We start from the raw sequence: 14861 nt of genomic DNA on the forward strand, positions 1-14861 counted from the left end.
CCGAAAGTGTCCGAGTTCGCAGGGAATGTCCGGAACCGACGAAAGTCCGGTCGCGTCCGTATTTATTTCCCCGAACGGGCTACGTGCAGTACCCCGTACTGTTCCGCGCTCAACCCACGGGTGGAGGCCCTCGCGCCGGGATCAATCCGGGGCTTGAGGACTCCGGCGTCGCGCCGCCCTAGCGTTTTCGGCGGGAACCGGAGGGGGAGCCATGACGGTGACGGCCGAGGTGCGGACCGGGCGGGGCGAGCGGATCGCGGTGGGGGTGGTCCTGGCTGTGGCCGCGGTGCTGTGGGGATGGGCGCTGGCCAGCCGGCCACTGCAGCCGTACTACGTCTCCGCCGTCCACTCGATGTCCCGTGACGTCTCGGCGTTCTTCTTCGCGGGCTTCGACCCGGCGGGCGTCGTCACGGTCGACAAACCGCCACTCGCGTTCTGGACGCAGACGCTCGGCGTCGCCGTGTTCGGCTTCCACCCGTGGGCGATCGCGCTGGTCCAGGCCGTCGAGGGGGTCGCAGCCGTGTTCGTGCTGCACCGGGTCGTGCGTCGCTGGGCGGGCCCGCGGACCGCGCTGCTCGCCGCCGCGCTGTTCGCGCTGACGCCGATCACCGCCGCGGTCAACCGCGACAACCTGCCGGACGCGCTGCTGGTGCTCCTGCTGCTGCTCGCCGCCTACTGCGTCACCCGGGCAGTCGAAGAAGCCGAGGTGCGGTGGCTTGTGTGGGCCGGCGTGTTCGTCGGGCTCGGGTTTCTCACGAAGATGCTCGCCGCGTGGATCGTGCTGCCGGGGCTCGCGCTGGCGTACTTCGTCGCGGCGCCCGGCTCGCGCGGCCGCCGGCTCGCCCGGATCGGGCTGGCCGGTGGTGTGACGCTCGCTGCGTCGCTGGCCTGGCCGGTCGTCGTGAGCCTCTGGCCAGAGGCGAAACCGTTTGTCGGCAGCACCACCGACGGCTCGGTCTGGCAGCTCGCCTTCGGTTACAACGGCCTGACGCGCCTGGTCGGCGGCTCGACCGGGGTCGGGGGCGGTTACGCCGCGACGGTCGGCGCGGCGCTCGGCGGCGGACCGGGCCCGTTGCGGCTGTTCGACGCCGAGGTCGGCGGGCAGATCGCGTGGCTGCTGCCGCTCGCGTTGATCTCCTTGGTCGTCGCCGCGTGCCGGGCTCGCGGCGCCGCGCCGGGGACAAAGGCGGGCTGGGCGCTGTGGGGTGGCTGGCTCGTCGTCGGCGCCGTGGTCTTCTCGTTCACCGGTGGTGTCTTCCACGCGTACTACACCGCCGAGCTCGCCCCGGCCATCGCCGCGCTCGCCGCCGCGGGGCTGGTCACGGCCTGGCGGTGGTTCCGCTCGGAAGGACCGGCAAGGTTCGTGCTGCCGGCCGCGGTCGCCGGGACGGCGGTGTTCGCGTACGTCCTCCTCGACCGGACGCAGGACTGGGCGCCGTGGCTGCGCTACGCCGTGCTCGCGCTGGCCCTGCTCGCCGTCGTCGCCGCGCTGGTGCAAGCTCGGGTCGCGACGGTCGTGGCCGGCCTGGCCGCCATCGTCGCCGGTCCCGCCGCCTTCGTCGTCGACACCGCGGTGCGGCCGGTCAGCGTGCTGGAGACGGCCGACCCGGGCGCCGGGCCGCCGTCGGCGTCCGCTTTGCGCACTGTTGTCGGCGTCAACACCGGCGAGGGCGCCGAAGCCGGATACATCTGTTTCATCGAGAGTGCGTACCAGCTGAGCGCGGGCCAGCGGGAGGTCCTCGACTACGCCGAAGCCCAGGCGCCGTCCGCGGGTGTTGTCCTCGGTGTCGAGGGCGGCACGTACGGCGCGGACCCGTTCCTGCTGAACACCGACGCCCGCGTCGCGCCGCTCGGCGGTTACCTCGGCTTCGACCCGGCGCCGTCCGCCGCTGACCTGCCGCAATGGGTTTCGGCCGGGAAGCTGCGTTTCGTGCTGTTGCCGCGGGTGTTCCTCGAGATCCGTGGCAGCGGCTCGGCTTCGCAGACCGTGGTCGACGCCGGTGAGCTCGTCCGGCGGATCGCCTGGGAGGCGAAGCACTGCCGTCCGGTGCCCGCGGCGCGGATCGGCCCGGACGCCGCCGCGGCCGGGGTGCTGTTCGACTGCGCCGGGGTCAGGCCGTGACCTTGGCCGGCGCGGTCCGGCGCAGCCAGTACAGGCCGACGACCGGCAGCACCAGCGGGATGAACAGGTAGCCCTCGCCGTAGACCGACCAGACGGTCGGGTGCCGGAACGCGGCCGCGTCGACGAGGCTCAGCGTGCCGATGGTCAGCACGCCCAGCAGCTCGATCGAGCAGGCGGTCAGGGCCACGCGCCACCAGCCGTCACCACGGCGGGCCAGCGCGATCGTCGCGACGATGTAGACGACCGCGGCGAACGCCGAGAGCAGGTAGGCCAGCGGGGCTTCGTGGAACTTCGTGCCGATCTGGACGCCCGCCCGCGACGTCGCCGCCAGCGCGAAGATCGCGTACACGGCGACGAGCACCCGTCCGGGCCCGCTGGCCGTCCTACGCTGTTGCTCCACTCCACACCTCGTTCAGTCGCAGCACCATCACCGGGATGGCCAGGCAGGCGATGCCGAGCACCGCCGTGCTCGACCGGCTTCGCTCGGCCAGCGCCCAGGCGGCGCCGACCGGCAGCACGACCAGGCTGCCGATCAGGTAGGCCAGATAGGTCGCCAGGCTGCCGGGGCGGTCACCGCCGGCGAGCAGCACGATCCCGACCACGAGCTGGGCGACCAGCAGCAGTTCGAGGACCGCGAGCGCGACCAGGAGCGGGTTGTCGGGCAGCCGGTTGCGAGCCGACTGGACGAAGCTCCACAGCGCGACGAGCGTGGCCGCCACGGCGACCGTCACGGCGAATCCGAAGACCACCCGTTCCTCCTTCCGGTCCGCCGGCCGCCAACTTACTCCGTAGTACCGGTGGGGCCGTTCGCCGCGTGCCGCGGGCGTGGTGTGCGCCACGACGACGTCCACTGTGGACGCCTGAGGGGTCACGGGACGTGGGGATATCGAGAAAATTGATCACCAGGTGGCCTTGATGGCATTCTGCCAATTCGGTGGTTTATTCCGGACCACCCTTGTGTGGACCTGCGGGAATGTCGTAAAAAGCTTCGTGTTACACCTCGACAGAGTGGTTGCCGGTCACGTCGGAATCACGCTGGGTTCGGCTACCGACTGGTAAGTGACCTTTTTGCCTACCTCGGATAGCCCAGTTGAACCCCCGGGTTGGCGGATTGGCCCAGGGCCGTTCGGCATGGGGGAATATTCCTCGTCCCGGAGCCGAGGCGCGCCGGGGGATCGCACCGGAGGGGTATCTCGGATGGACCTGCGCTACGAAGCATTTTGCTTCGCCGACCCGTTGTTCTACGACGAACAACAGGAAACCGGCGCGCTGGTCGACGATTACGCCACCGCGCTGCCGGCGCCGGAGACCGGCTGGGTCACCGCCGACCGCGGCGTCTGGCGGGTGCTGCACCCCGAAGGCCGCGAACTTCCCGGTCAGGGCTGGAAAATCCACGTTTCCGCTGGTCTGGACAACGCTCGCCGCGTGCTCGTGCAGGTGCACGAGTATTGTCTCGAGTACCGCGTCGCCTACAAGCACCTGCGCTCGCCGCTCATCCTGCTCGCCCGGAACTCGAAATACGCACCCCGCGACGGCAGCGGGAAACTGATCACGATTTATCCGGCGAATGAAGACGAGCTCAAGTGTGTGCTGGACGACCTGTCGGTTCGCCTTGAAGGGGAGCACGGCGCCTATATCCTGAGCGACTTGCGCTACGGTGACGGCCCCCTGTACGTGCGCTACGGCGGATTCGCCGAGCAGTGGGTCGAACACGACGGCAACCGCGTCCTGGCAATCCGCAAGCCGGACGGACGGCTGGTACCGGACAAGCGGGAACCGACGTTCTCTGTCCCCGAATGGGTGAAAATTCCGGCCTGTTTGCGCAGCAGCATCGCTGCGCGCAAGGCCGGTGACCCGAGCCAGTTCCCCTACCGGGTGACGAGCTCCCTGCACTTCTCGAACGGCGGCGGCGTCTACCTCGCCGACCCGAAGGCGGGCGGCGACCAGGTCGTGCTCAAGGAGGCCCGGCCCCACGCCGGCCTGGACCGCGCCCAGATCGACGCCGTCGCCCGGCTGCGCCGCGAGCACGAGGTGCTCGACGCGCTGGCCGGCGTCCCCGGCGTGCCCCGCGCCCTCGAGCACTTCACCGTCTGGGAACACCACTACCTCGCCATGGAGTACATGCCCGGCACGTCGCTCGGCAACTGGCTGGCCCGCAACTACCCGCTGACCAGGCGCGACACGACCGAAGCCGACCTGACCGCCTACGCCGCCCGCGCGCTGGCCGTGCTCGCGAAGGTCGAGGAGACGATCGAGGAGATCCACGCCCGCGGCTTCGTCTTCGGTGACCTGCACGCGCTGAACATCCTGATCGACGAGGACGACGAGAGCCGCGTCTCGCTGATCGACTTCGAGATGGCCGCGACCCTCGAGTCCGGCGAACGGCCCGCGCTCGGCGCGCCGGGCTTCCGGGCGCCGGCCGACCGGACCGGCTTCGAGATCGACGAGCACGCTCTCGCGGCGCTGCGGCTGTGGATGTTCCTGCCGCTGTCCGCGCTGCTGGAACTGGCACCGGCGAAGCTGCGCGGCATCGCCGACTTCGTCGAGCGCCGGTTTGGCCTGCCGGAGGGGTACGCCGACGCCGCAGTCGCGGTGCTGGCTTCGCGTGAGGCGACCGCGGAGCCGGCACCGGTTCACACGGAGCTCGACCAGGAGAAACCGGACTGGCCGCTGGTCCGCAAGCAGATCGCCGAGGCGATCCTGGCCAGCGCGACCCCTGAGCGCCAGGACCGGCTGTTCCCCGGCGACATCGAGCAGTTCCGGGTCGGCGGCGCCTGCTTCGGCGTCGGCGCCGCGGGCGTGCTGCACGCCCTCGACGTCACCGGCGCCGGCCGGTTCCCCGAGCACGAGCGCTGGCTGATCGACTCGGTCCGCCGTGAACCGCCGACCCGGCCCGGGTTCTACGACGGCAGCTACGGCATCGCGTACGTGCTGGATAACCTCGGTCACCACGACGAGGCGAGTCGGCTGCTGACGTCGTCGGCGCGGCTCGTCGAACAGACCACCGACCACGGGCTCGAGGGCGGGCTGGCGGGCATCGGACTGACCCAGCTGCACTTCGCCGCGGCCCGGCAGGACAACGAGTTCGGCCGCCAGGCGCTCTCCACCGCCGTCCGGCTGGCCGAGGCGCTCGAGACCGCTGCGCCGCCGGGGAAGTTCGCCCGGGCGGGCCTGCTGTCCGGCTGGTCCGGTCCGGCGCTGCTGTTCATCCGACTCTTCGAAGGCACCGGCGAGCCCGCGTGGCTGGCCTTCGCCGACCAGGCGCTGCGTCGCGACCTCGAGGAATGCGTGCTCGCCGACGACGCGTCCCTGCAGGTCCGCGACGGCGCGACGCGCACTCTCCCGTACGCCGCGATCGGCAGCGCGGGGATCCTCCTGGTCGCCGAGCAGCTGGCTCGCCACCGCCCGGACGCCGTCGCCTGCGAAAGCCTGCCCGAGCTGCGCCAGTCGTGCCGCGGTGAGTTCGTGATCCACCCCGGCCTGCTCTACGGCCGGCTCGGGCTCGCGGTCGCCCTCGGCATGGGCGCCGAACCCGAGCAGCGCGTCCGCGAAGCGATCGACCTGCACCTGGCCCGGCTGGCCTGGTACGCGGTGCCGTTCCGCGGCGGGCTCGCCTTCCCCGGCAACCAGCTGCTGCGGCTGTCGATGGACGTCACCACCGGCGGCGCGGGGATCCTCCTCGCACTCGCCGCCCTCCTGGACGGCAAGGAGGTGCTGCCCTTCCTGGGCAGCACGCCGTCCCCACACACCTCCGGTCGCTGACGACCGGCGGACACGAAAAACCGAGGAAAGGAACACCATGGAACTCGTTCTGGAGCTGCAGGCCCTGGAGACCCCCGAGGTGCTCAACGGCGGTCACGGCGGCGGGGGCGGCGCGCCGTCGAACCTGAGCCTGCTGGCCTCCTGCACCAACAGCACCCTCTCGCTGCTGACCTGCCACTGACCTGGCAAGTCCGCCGGCAAGTAGTGCCTAGGTGAACAGTGCGGGAGCGGCACAGGCCAAGTGCGCCGCTCCCGCACGTTCATTCTGGCCCCGGAACCGCCTCGGCGGTACCTCGTCCGAAGGAGTGAGATGCGCGGCTCCGCCGATCGGCTGCTGGCCCGGGTGGCCGGCCTCGATCGACCGAGGCTCGCCGCGATCATCGTCACCGCCCTGGTCGCCACCGCGGCCGGGCTGCTCCTCCCCAGCGCGCTCGCGGCCGCGGTCGACGCCGTCGTCGCCGGCCGCCCCAGCTGGCCCGAAGTCTCCTGGCTCTTGATCGTCGGCGGCGCGGAAATCGTCGCCGACGTCGTCGGGGGAATCCTCACCACCCGCGTGACCGCGACCGCGTCGGCCTGGCTGCGCCGCACGCTGACCGACAAGCTCTTCGGCCTGGGCGCCCGATCACGCTTCGCCGAGGGTGACGCGATCAGCCGCCTCACCGGCGACTGTGTCGGCGCCGGCGGAATCGTCACGATCGTCGTCCAGTGCGGCTCGATGCTGGTCATCTCATCCGGCGCCGTCGTCCTGCTCGCCCTGCTGGACTGGCGGCTCGCGCTCGTGTTCCTCGGCAGCATCCCGTTCGCGTTGCTGCTCGCGCGAAGCCACCTCCGGAACACCGCCGACGACGTCCTTGCCTACCAACGGGTCTCCGGCGAGCTCGCCGCAGGCATGGTCGACGCTGTCGCCGGTCTCCGGACGATCGCCGCGTCCGGTACCGCGGACCGCGAAGCCGAACGCGTGCTGCGCCCGCTCCCGAAGCTGGCCCTGGCCGGGATGGGCATCTGGCGCACCCAGGCCCGCATGGTCTGGCGCGCCGGCCTGCTGACGCCGGCGGTCGAGCTCGCCGTACTCGCTGCGGCCGGGTTCGGCGTGCTCGCCGGCCGGCTCAGCGTCGGCGACGTCATCGCTGTGCTCGGTTACGTCGCGCTCGGCCTCGGGCTGGTCACGCAGATTCCGTTGCTCACGACGCTGTCGCGGGCGCGCAGCTGCGCCGAACGGCTCGTCGAGGTCCTCGACGAGCCCGCCCCCGTGCCCGGCAAGCTTCCGCTCCTGCCCGGCAACGGCACCCTCGACGTCCGTCACGTCGGCGTCACTGGCGCGCTCGCGGAGATCGACATGCGCATCGACGGCGGCACCTTTCTCGCCGTCGTCGGCCGCTCGGGCGCGGGCAAGTCCGTGCTGGCGGGCGTGCTCGGCGGGCTGGTTCTGCCCGACGAGGGCCAGGTCCTGTTCGACGGCCGCCCGCTGCACCGGATCCGCCCCGAGGAGCTGCGCGCGGTCGTCGGCTACGCCTTCGAGCGGCCCGCGCTGCTCGGCACCACCGTCGCCGACGCCGTCGGCTACGGCTCCTGGGCCGGCGAGTCCGCGGTCCGCAGCGCTTGCCGGACGGCGCAGGTCGACGAGGTTGTCATCCGGCTGCCCGAGGGTTACCGCACGCCGCTGACGGAGACGCCCCTTTCCGGCGGTGAGGCCCAGCGCCTCGGACTGGCCCGCGCGATCGTGCACAACCCGCGCGTCCTGATCTTCGACGACGCCACGGCCAGCCTCGACACGGTCACCGAGGCAGCCGTCGAGCGCGCGTTGGACGGCGTGCTGCCCGGCCGGACGCGTGTCGTCGTGACGCACCGCGCGGGCACGGCGGCTCGTGCGGACCTGGTGGTCTGGCTCGAGGAAGGCCGGATCCGCGCGGTAGCTCCGCACGCCGCGCTGTGGCAGGAACCCGGCTACCGGGGCGTCTTCACGGAGGACGACGAGTGAGCCTGCGCCGGTTGTACTGGTCCGCACTCGCCGGTCAATGGCGTGGCGGTGTTGTGCTGCTCGTGTGTTCGGTGCTCGAAGGACTCCCCGCTTTCTTCTCGGGACGGCTGGTCGAGCTGTCCGTGGACCGTGGTTTTTCGGTCGGCAACCCGGCGGCCGGGCTCGGCTGGCTGGCGCTGTTCGGGCTGGCGGCCGTGCTCGGCGCGTTCGGCTCGCGGATGGTGTGGCACCAGCTCGGCAAGGTGGTCGAACCCCTGCGCGACGCGCTCGTGACCGCCGTCGTCCGAGGAGTCCTGCACGACGACTCCCCGCCGCGCAACCAACCGGACTCCAGCGGGGTCGCCCGGATCACCCAGCACGTCGAGGTGGTCCGCGACGCGACCGCCGGCCTGCTGGTGCAGGCGCGCGGCATGCTGGTGACGACGGCCTCCGCGCTCGCCGGGCTCGTGACCGTCGCCGGCGCGCTGGTGGTGCCGGTCGCCGTGCCGGTGGTCGCTTCGTTGATCGTGTTCGCCTTCCTCCTTCCCTCGCTGGCTCGCCGCCAGCGCGCGCTGGCGCTGGCCGACGAGCACACGGCCGCGACGGCCGGCGGGTCCCTGGCCGGGATGCGCGACATCGTGGCCTGCGGCGCCGAGCCGATCGCCTCGCTGGCGATGTACGACGCGGTCGACGCCCAGGCGGTGGCCGCGATCCGCGTGGCGCGCTCGAGCGCCCTCCGGTCGCTGATGATCTCGCTCGGCGGGTTCGTCCCGTTGCTGCTCGCGCTGGCTCTGGCGCCGGGGCTGGTGGCGCGCGGGGAGCTGACCGCGGGCGCCGCCCTCGGCGCGCTGGTCTACCTGGCCACGACGATGCAGCCGGCCCTGCGTGGGCTGGCGGCCACGGCCGGCACGGTCGTCCTGCGGCTGCTGGTCGCCCTCCGCCGGCTGGCGGAGACCGCCGAGCTGCCCACCACTCATGAGGGCACGGCGACGCCACGCGGCACCGACATCCAGGTCCGCGGCCTGACGTTCGGCTGGGGCGCGACGGCCGAGCCCGTGGTCCGTGGTCTGGACCTGGGGCTGCGGCCGGGGGAGCATCTCGCCGTCGTCGGGCCGAGCGGGATCGGCAAGTCGACACTGGCCGGCTTGCTGACCGGGATGCTCACGCCGCAGGAGGGCCGGGTGCTGCTGGGCGGCGTCCCGGTCCGGGACGTGCCCGCCGCGCTCCGGCACGAGCTCGTGGCGCTGATTCCGCAGGAGGCGTACGTCTTCGCGGGAACCGTGCGGGACAACGTCGGTCTCTTTGCCCCGTCAGCCCCGGACGGCGCACTCGTGGCCGCCGCGGACGCAGTGGGTGCGGGAGCGCTTCTAAGGCGCCTAGGTGGCCTCGACGCCGAGATCGGTCACGGCGGCGAAGGCATCTCCGCAGGCGAAGCGCAGCTTCTCGCGCTAGCGAGGGTATACGCCAGTTCGGCGAAGTTCGTGATCCTCGACGAGGCGACCTCCCATCTCGACCCGGTGTCGGAAGCCCGCGCGGAGCGGGCCTTCGCCGCGCGGGGTGGTGTTCTGGTGGTGATCGCGCACCGGCTTTCGTCCGCCCTGCGCGCGAACCGCGTCCTCGTCATGGACGGCCGGGAGACCGCGGTGGGCAGCCATGCCGACCTGATGGCGGGCTCGGCGCGCTACGCGGAGCTCATGCAGGCCTGGGCGACACCGGCGGCTCGGAAAGGAGCCACCGGTGCCACCGGGCCAGCGAGCGGCGGGCCGGCTGGTACCGCCGGACCGCCTACGGGCGGTGCGGTCGCGATCGTCGCCGGGGCGCCTTCCGGCGACTGACCGCGAGCACCGTCGCTTCGTCCTGTGGACGATGGTCCTCCCGGCCGTGGGCGGGGCGCCTTCCGCGAACGGCCGGGCGACCATCGTTCAGCTCTCTGCGCCAGTGGGTGTTCCTTCCCCGCGGGCGGGGCGCCTGCCGGCAACAAGGTCGGTCACCACTGTCGACCGCATGAAGCAGTGGGTTCGCGGCCGCCGACGCATGGCGGACCCGTTACCACTGCCGGGCTTCCTGCTCACTCGGTCCGCCGCAGACGCCGATCGACGCCTAGGCCGCCCTCCGCGCTGCGTGCGGATCCGGGTGAGCCGGTTGCCCATCCACTGTGGACCTTTGCACTTTATCGCCGTGGACGGCCCGCGAAAGGGGGTGATCCAAATCTGTGGACAACACGCCGATGTGCACGGCCCCTGTGGACAACTCAGGCTGATCGCCGCGTTCTGTCGGTGGCGTCGTGCATGATCGGAATCGCGGGAAGAACACGGCCCGGAACCGGCACCGTCAATAAGGAGGTGACCCGCCGGCGGTGCACGTCAACCGGGCTGCAGTGCTTCCAGTGCCTCGCGCAGCTTGCCGGAGAGCGGTGTCGGCCGGCGGGACTCGCGGTCGACGAAGACGTGCACGAAGTGCCCTTCGGCGACCAGGGACTCGTCGGCGGCGTACATGCCGATCTCGTAGCGCACGCTGGACTTCCCGAGGTGCGCCACGCGCAGTCCCACCCGGAGCGAACCAGGAAAGGACACCGATGAGTGATACCCGCAGTGCGACTCGACGCACAGCCCGATCACCTCCCCGGTCTCGATGTCGAGGCCGCCCTGCTCGATGAGCCACGTGTTGATCACGGTGTCCATCAGCGAGTAGTGCACCACGTTGTTGACGTGCCCGTAGACGTCGTTGTCCTTCCAGCGCAACGGAACCGTCTGCCAGTGCGGGTACCCGTTCACCACAGCGACACCGAGTCGCGGAGGATTGCGGAAAGGTCCTCCATGGACGCCTCTCGGGGCGCCGTGGCCAGTAACCGCTGCTGCTTCAGGGTTCCTTCGACCAGGGAGTCCACATCGGACTCCTGGTAGCCGACGGCGCCGATGCCGTCCGGGATGCCGATCTGGCGCATCAGATCGATCAGCACCGCGGGCAGGTGGTCGGCGAAGTCGCCGGGCCACTCGAAGTCGGGCGCCAGCAGGCGCGCGACGCGCAGGTGGCGGTCCGGCGCCGCGTCGAAGGTGAAGCGGAACGCGGCGGGCGCGGTCAGCGAGACGGCCATGCCGTGCGGCACCATGGGCTCTTCGGCCGGGTAGCCGTCCGGGTGGAAATCCCTGACCTGTCCGGCGATCGGGTACGCGTTGGCGTGCGGGATGTGCACGCCGGCGTTGCCGAACCCGAGTCCGGCGAACGTCGCGGCGAGGGCCATGGCTTCGCGGGCCTTGAGGTCGGAGCCGTCGCGCACCGCGGCGGGGAGGGCCCACGACAGCAGGCGCAGCGACTGCTCGGCGAACATGTCGGCCAACGGGTTCGCGCCGCAGTACGGCACGCGTTGCTCCGGGCGCTTGCGCTCGAACTCGGTGTACGGCTTGGCGGTGTAGCTCTCCGCGGCGTGGCAGAGGATGTCCATGCCACTCGCGGCGGTCACGCCGGCGGGCTGGCTCACGGTGAGCCGCGGGTCGACGATCGCGAGGGTCGGGCGCAGCCGCAGGTGGCTGATCCCGCTCTTGACGCGCAGGGACAGCACGTCCAGGACGCAGACCGTGGTGCTCTCCGAGCCGGTGCCGGTGGTGGTGGGGACCGCGACCAGCGGCTTCAGCGGGCGGCTCGGCGCGCGGCCGCCGCCGACCGGGGCGTTGACGTAGTCCATCAGCTCGCCGTCGTTGCTGGTGAGCAGGTTCGCCGCCTTGGCGGTGTCGATGGCCGACCCGCCACCGACGGCGACGAACGCGTCGTACGGGCCGGTGCCGCGGGCGAAGTCAACCGCCTTCTGCATGCTGACATCGGTGGGTTCGACGTGTACGCCGTCGAAGATCTCGGTCTCGATGCCGTAACCCGTGATGCCGTCGGCGATGCGGCGGGGCCAGCCGGTCGCGGCCACGCGCGGGTCGGTCACGACCAGCACGCGGCGGGCGCCGAACTGCGTGAGGTCGTAGCCGATCTCGTCGCTGGCTCCCGTGCCGTACTTCAACCCCGGTGCGCCATAAGTAAAAACTGTTTCACGTTCGGTCGCGGTCAAGCCTGCGTCCTCGCTCCCTTGATCGGCTGGCAGTCGGTCAAAGCGGACATTCGGTCCATCCTTGCCGGGTTTCGGCGAAGATCACTTGACTGCACTGAACGGTGCCCGCCTAAGCTCTCCTCATTAGATACCAACTGGGAGCGACCGTCGCCCAGACGGCCGTGCGGATCCTGACCGAGGCGCGTGTCCGCCGCGTGTACGCGGTGGTCGGTGAGTCCTTCCTGGAAGTTCTCGACGCCTTGCAGCGCGAGCGGGAGATCACCCTGGTCTCGGCGCGCCACGACGCGGGCGCGGCGTTCATGGCGGAGGCGGAAGGCAAGCTCACCGAGCGGCCCGCCGTGCTGCTCGCCAGCCGGGGGCCGAGCGCGGCGAGCCTGGCGATCGGCGTCCAGACGGCCTACCAGGACGAGACGCCGATGGTCGTGCTGCTGGAGACGCCGGCGACCGAGCCGATGGCGTCGTCCTCCGGTGAGCTGCCGACCGCGGACCTGACGGCCATGTTCGAGTCGATCGCCAAGTCGACCCTGCGGGTGACCGACCCGGACGGCCTGCCGGGGTTGCTGGCGCACGCGCTGACGACGTCGCAGGAGGGACGGCCGGGGCCGGTCGTGCTCGGCGTGCCCTGCGACATCTGGGGCATGCCCTACGACGCGGCGAAGCCGATGGCGCGGGTGCGGCCGCCGGCGTCCGGGACACTGGGCCGTTCGGCTGATGCCGTGGCGCAGCTGGTGGACGAGGCGAAGTACCCCGTGGTCATCGTCGGCGGGCGGGCGCGGTCGGCGCGGGACGAGCTGATCGCGGTCGCCGACGAGCTCGCGCTGCCCGTCTACAACGCCTTCCGGCGGCAGGACTCCTTCCCGGAGAACCACGCCCGCTACGCCGGGCACCTCGGGCTCGGCATCCCCGCCCGGCAGCTGGACGCGCTGGAACGGGCGGACCTCGTGCTCGCGCTCGGCACCCAGCTCGACGAGGTGACCACCCAGGCCTACCGCTACCCGACCGCCCAGCAGACGCTGGTCATGGTGGGGACGGGCATCGAAGTCAGCCCGCGGCGGCGGGGGCTGACCTTCCGCGTCGACTCCGAAGTGGAGCCGTTCCTTCGGGAGCTGCGGGAGGTGGCGTCGCCGCGGACGCGGCGGGCTTCGGCGGCGAACGCGGCCGTCCACACCTTCATGACGCCGCCCGACACGAGCGGGAACACGCGTGTCCACCCAGTGGACGTCGTGCGGGCGCTGCGGAAGCTGGCGCCCGAGGACACCATCGTCACCAGCGATGCCGGGAACTTCGCCCAGTTCATGCACCGCTACTGGTGCTTCACCGCGCCGCGCAGCCAGCTCGGGCCGAGCAACGCCGCCATGGGGTACGCCGTTCCGGCGGCCGTCGCGGCGAAACTGGCCGAACCGCGGCGGACCGTGGTAGCCATGGTGGGAGACGCCGGGACGCTGATGACCGGCCAGGAGATCGAAACGGCCGTCCGGTACCGGGCGCCGGTGATGGTGGTGGTGTTCCAGAACGGCGTTCACGGGGCGCTCGCGATGCACCAGGCGCGGACGCAGGGCCGGCTGTCCGGGGTTTCCATCCCGTTGACCGACTTCGCTTCGTGGGCGCGTGGGCTCGGCGCGGCCGGGTACACGGTGGACGATCGTGAAGAGCTCGAGCCGATCATCGCCAGTGCGCTGGTGCGGCAGCGGCCGTGCGTCATCGACGTGCGCACCGACCCCGATGTCGTGACCCCGGACGTGCGGCTTTCGGCCCTGCTCGGTCAAGCGCGCCCGCAACCTCCCGCCCAGTAAAGGGTTTGGCGGCCGACACGGGCGGAAAACGCCGGGAATGTCGTGTGGTAGCACGGCCTTGGCTCAGGTAGCCTGACAGTGTTCCGGTGGTGGTTCGCCGCTGAACCTTTCCCGGCCGGGTCCCGGCGGGAGACAACCGGTTTCTGTCGGTGCCGCATGGCACCATCACGGTCATGACCCGCGCCGAAGCGGGCAGGGAACGAGGGGAGTTTCGACGTGACCGATCACCAGCACGCATCCGAACCAGCGCGGAAGTCCTCGGGCGTCGTACCGGTGCTGTTCAGCGCCAGCGCGGAGGCGCACGACGACGCCGTGGTCGCGGCCGAACGCGACACGACCTGGCGTTCGCCGTTCACCACGGAGGGGCTGCGCCCGGCGAGTGGCGAATAGCTCACCCCGCTTGGGTGAAGACCGCTTGTCCGCCCAGGTCAAGGTGTGCTTTACTGCTGTCGGTCTCGATTTTTGTGTTCGTGTTGAGTCACGCTCGCAGAATTCAGCGGGCGTAGTGTCTCCTCGCCGAGGAAGCAAACCGTCCTGGCGGTGACCCGGGGCGCCGAAGTGGCTTCCTGTTTTGTTGTTACACATGGAGATTTTTGATGACTCAGGGCACTGTGAAGTGGTTCAACTCCGAGAAGGGGTTCGGCTTCATCACCCCCGACAACGGTGGCGGCGACGTCTTCGTTCACTACAGCGAGATCCAGGGTAGCGGCTTCAAGAGCCTCGAGGAGAACGCTCGCGTCGAGTTCGAGATCGGCCAGGGCCAGAAGGGCCCGCAGGCCACGTCGGTCACCGTGATCTGACTTTGATCTTGAAAAAGGGCCGTCACCCGTTCGGGGTGGCGGCCCTTTTCGTAAACTCCGCTCCATGATCGAGCACGGCTACACCGTCTCCGGGATGAGCTGCGGACACTGCGCCCAGTCCGTCACCGAGGAAATCACCGCGGTGCCCGGAGTGACCGAAGTGGACATCGACGTCGCGGCCGGCCGGGTCGTCGTGCGCGCCGAAACCGCGTTGGCGGAAGACGATGTCCGCGCCGCGGTCGAAGAGGCGGGCTACACCTTCGAAGGCGCCGTCGACCTCGTCTCGTAGCCGGCCGCCGGGGCTCGGCCCCGGTTGGTTCTTCTCCGGCCGTGCGGCGTTCGTCTCCAGGGTGGACAGTCCACTGGAGATCAACCG

The 14861-nt window shown here is 71.0% G+C and carries 13 protein-coding genes; 9 read left to right on the forward strand and 4 right to left on the reverse strand.

The annotated features are described in order from the left end of the window. The first annotated feature begins 211 nt into the window (after nucleotides 1–211). Nucleotides 212–2122, forward strand: a complete 1911-nt coding sequence (locus ACZ63E_RS41400) for an ArnT family glycosyltransferase (RefSeq protein WP_465341784.1) — start codon at nucleotides 212–214, stop codon at nucleotides 2120–2122. Here ACZ63E_RS41400 and ACZ63E_RS41405 read toward each other — a convergent pair. Both ACZ63E_RS41405 and ACZ63E_RS41410 read right to left on the reverse strand, forming a co-directional pair. Beyond that, nucleotides 2112–2483, reverse strand: coding sequence for a hypothetical protein (locus tag ACZ63E_RS41405; RefSeq protein WP_395921846.1), 372 nt, complete (start codon nucleotides 2481–2483; stop codon nucleotides 2112–2114). The two genes, ACZ63E_RS41400 and ACZ63E_RS41405, sit on opposite strands and share 11 nt — an antisense overlap. Before the next feature lie 22 nt (nucleotides 2484–2505). Then, complete coding sequence (locus ACZ63E_RS41410) at nucleotides 2506–2871, reverse strand: hypothetical protein (RefSeq protein ID WP_465313820.1); 366 nt, start codon at nucleotides 2869–2871, stop codon at nucleotides 2506–2508. A gap of 448 nt (nucleotides 2872–3319) precedes the next feature. Here ACZ63E_RS41410 and lanKC point away from each other — a divergent pair, with 448 nt between their 5' ends. From lanKC to ACZ63E_RS41430, 4 genes are all read left to right on the forward strand, one after another. Continuing rightward, entirely contained in the window at nucleotides 3320–5884 is a 2565-nt protein-coding gene (gene lanKC / locus ACZ63E_RS41415) for a class III lanthionine synthetase LanKC (protein ID WP_465341785.1), read from the forward strand. Between the two features lie 37 nt (nucleotides 5885–5921). Continuing rightward, nucleotides 5922–6065 carry a SapB/AmfS family lanthipeptide gene (locus ACZ63E_RS41420; protein WP_155548626.1) on the forward strand — a complete coding sequence of 48 codons (144 nt, stop codon included), beginning with the start codon at nucleotides 5922–5924 and terminating at the stop codon, nucleotides 6063–6065. Between the two features lie 129 nt (nucleotides 6066–6194). Further along, a complete protein-coding gene (locus tag ACZ63E_RS41425) occupies nucleotides 6195–7862 on the forward strand; it encodes an ABC transporter ATP-binding protein (protein WP_465341787.1) in 1668 nt (555 codons plus the stop codon). Further along, nucleotides 7859–9676: an ATP-binding cassette domain-containing protein gene (locus tag ACZ63E_RS41430; RefSeq protein WP_465341788.1), complete on the forward strand. Its 1818-nt coding sequence runs from the start codon at nucleotides 7859–7861 to the stop codon at nucleotides 9674–9676. Before ACZ63E_RS41425 ends, ACZ63E_RS41430 begins: the two co-directional genes overlap by 4 nt. A gap of 528 nt (nucleotides 9677–10204) precedes the next feature. On the opposite strand, the gene ACZ63E_RS41435 is transcribed toward ACZ63E_RS41430, so the two are convergent. Next, the gene (locus tag ACZ63E_RS41435) at nucleotides 10205–10618 is read right to left on the reverse strand and encodes an acyl-CoA thioesterase (RefSeq protein ID WP_465341790.1); all 414 of its coding nucleotides are present in this window, start codon (nucleotides 10616–10618) and stop codon (nucleotides 10205–10207) included. Next, nucleotides 10612–11892, reverse strand: coding sequence for a hydroxyacid-oxoacid transhydrogenase (locus ACZ63E_RS41440; RefSeq protein WP_465341791.1), 1281 nt, complete (start codon nucleotides 11890–11892; stop codon nucleotides 10612–10614). Before ACZ63E_RS41440 ends, ACZ63E_RS41435 begins: the two co-directional genes overlap by 7 nt. A gap of 134 nt (nucleotides 11893–12026) precedes the next feature. On the opposite strand from ACZ63E_RS41440, the gene ACZ63E_RS41445 reads away from it, so the two are divergent. The 4 genes from ACZ63E_RS41445 (at nucleotide 12027) to ACZ63E_RS41460 (ending at nucleotide 14774) form a co-directional block, all read left to right on the forward strand. After that, nucleotides 12027–13685: a thiamine pyrophosphate-binding protein gene (locus ACZ63E_RS41445; RefSeq protein WP_465313821.1), complete on the forward strand. Its 1659-nt coding sequence runs from the start codon at nucleotides 12027–12029 to the stop codon at nucleotides 13683–13685. A 216-nt stretch (nucleotides 13686–13901) separates the two neighbouring features. Further along, nucleotides 13902–14075 carry a hypothetical protein gene (locus ACZ63E_RS41450; RefSeq protein ID WP_465341792.1) on the forward strand — a complete coding sequence of 58 codons (174 nt, stop codon included), beginning with the start codon at nucleotides 13902–13904 and terminating at the stop codon, nucleotides 14073–14075. Nucleotides 14076–14281: 206 nt separating this feature from the next. Then, on the forward strand, nucleotides 14282–14485 hold the full coding sequence (locus ACZ63E_RS41455; protein ID WP_086855961.1) for a cold-shock protein: 204 nt from the start codon (nucleotides 14282–14284) through the stop codon (nucleotides 14483–14485). 64 nt (nucleotides 14486–14549) lie between these two features. After that, entirely contained in the window at nucleotides 14550–14774 is a 225-nt protein-coding gene (locus ACZ63E_RS41460; RefSeq protein ID WP_465341794.1) for a heavy-metal-associated domain-containing protein, read from the forward strand. The last annotated feature ends 87 nt before the right edge of the window (nucleotides 14775–14861 follow it).

Source organism: Amycolatopsis sp. NPDC104819 (assembly GCF_055583145.1).

What these genes read in the sequence shown, in the direction of transcription:
- ACZ63E_RS41420 (WP_155548626.1), top strand. Translation starts at nt 5,922, where the DNA reads ATGGAACTCGTTCTGGAGCTGCAGGCCCTGGAGACCCCCGAGGTGCTC.
- lanKC (WP_465341785.1), top strand. Translation starts at nt 3,320, where the DNA reads ATGGACCTGCGCTACGAAGCATTTTGCTTCGCCGACCCGTTGTTCTAC.
- ACZ63E_RS41460 (WP_465341794.1), top strand. Translation starts at nt 14,550, where the DNA reads ATGATCGAGCACGGCTACACCGTCTCCGGGATGAGCTGCGGACACTGC.
- ACZ63E_RS41400 (WP_465341784.1), top strand. Translation starts at nt 212, where the DNA reads ATGACGGTGACGGCCGAGGTGCGGACCGGGCGGGGCGAGCGGATCGCG.
- ACZ63E_RS41455 (WP_086855961.1), top strand. Translation starts at nt 14,282, where the DNA reads ATGACTCAGGGCACTGTGAAGTGGTTCAACTCCGAGAAGGGGTTCGGC.
- ACZ63E_RS41425 (WP_465341787.1), top strand. Translation starts at nt 6,195, where the DNA reads ATGCGCGGCTCCGCCGATCGGCTGCTGGCCCGGGTGGCCGGCCTCGAT.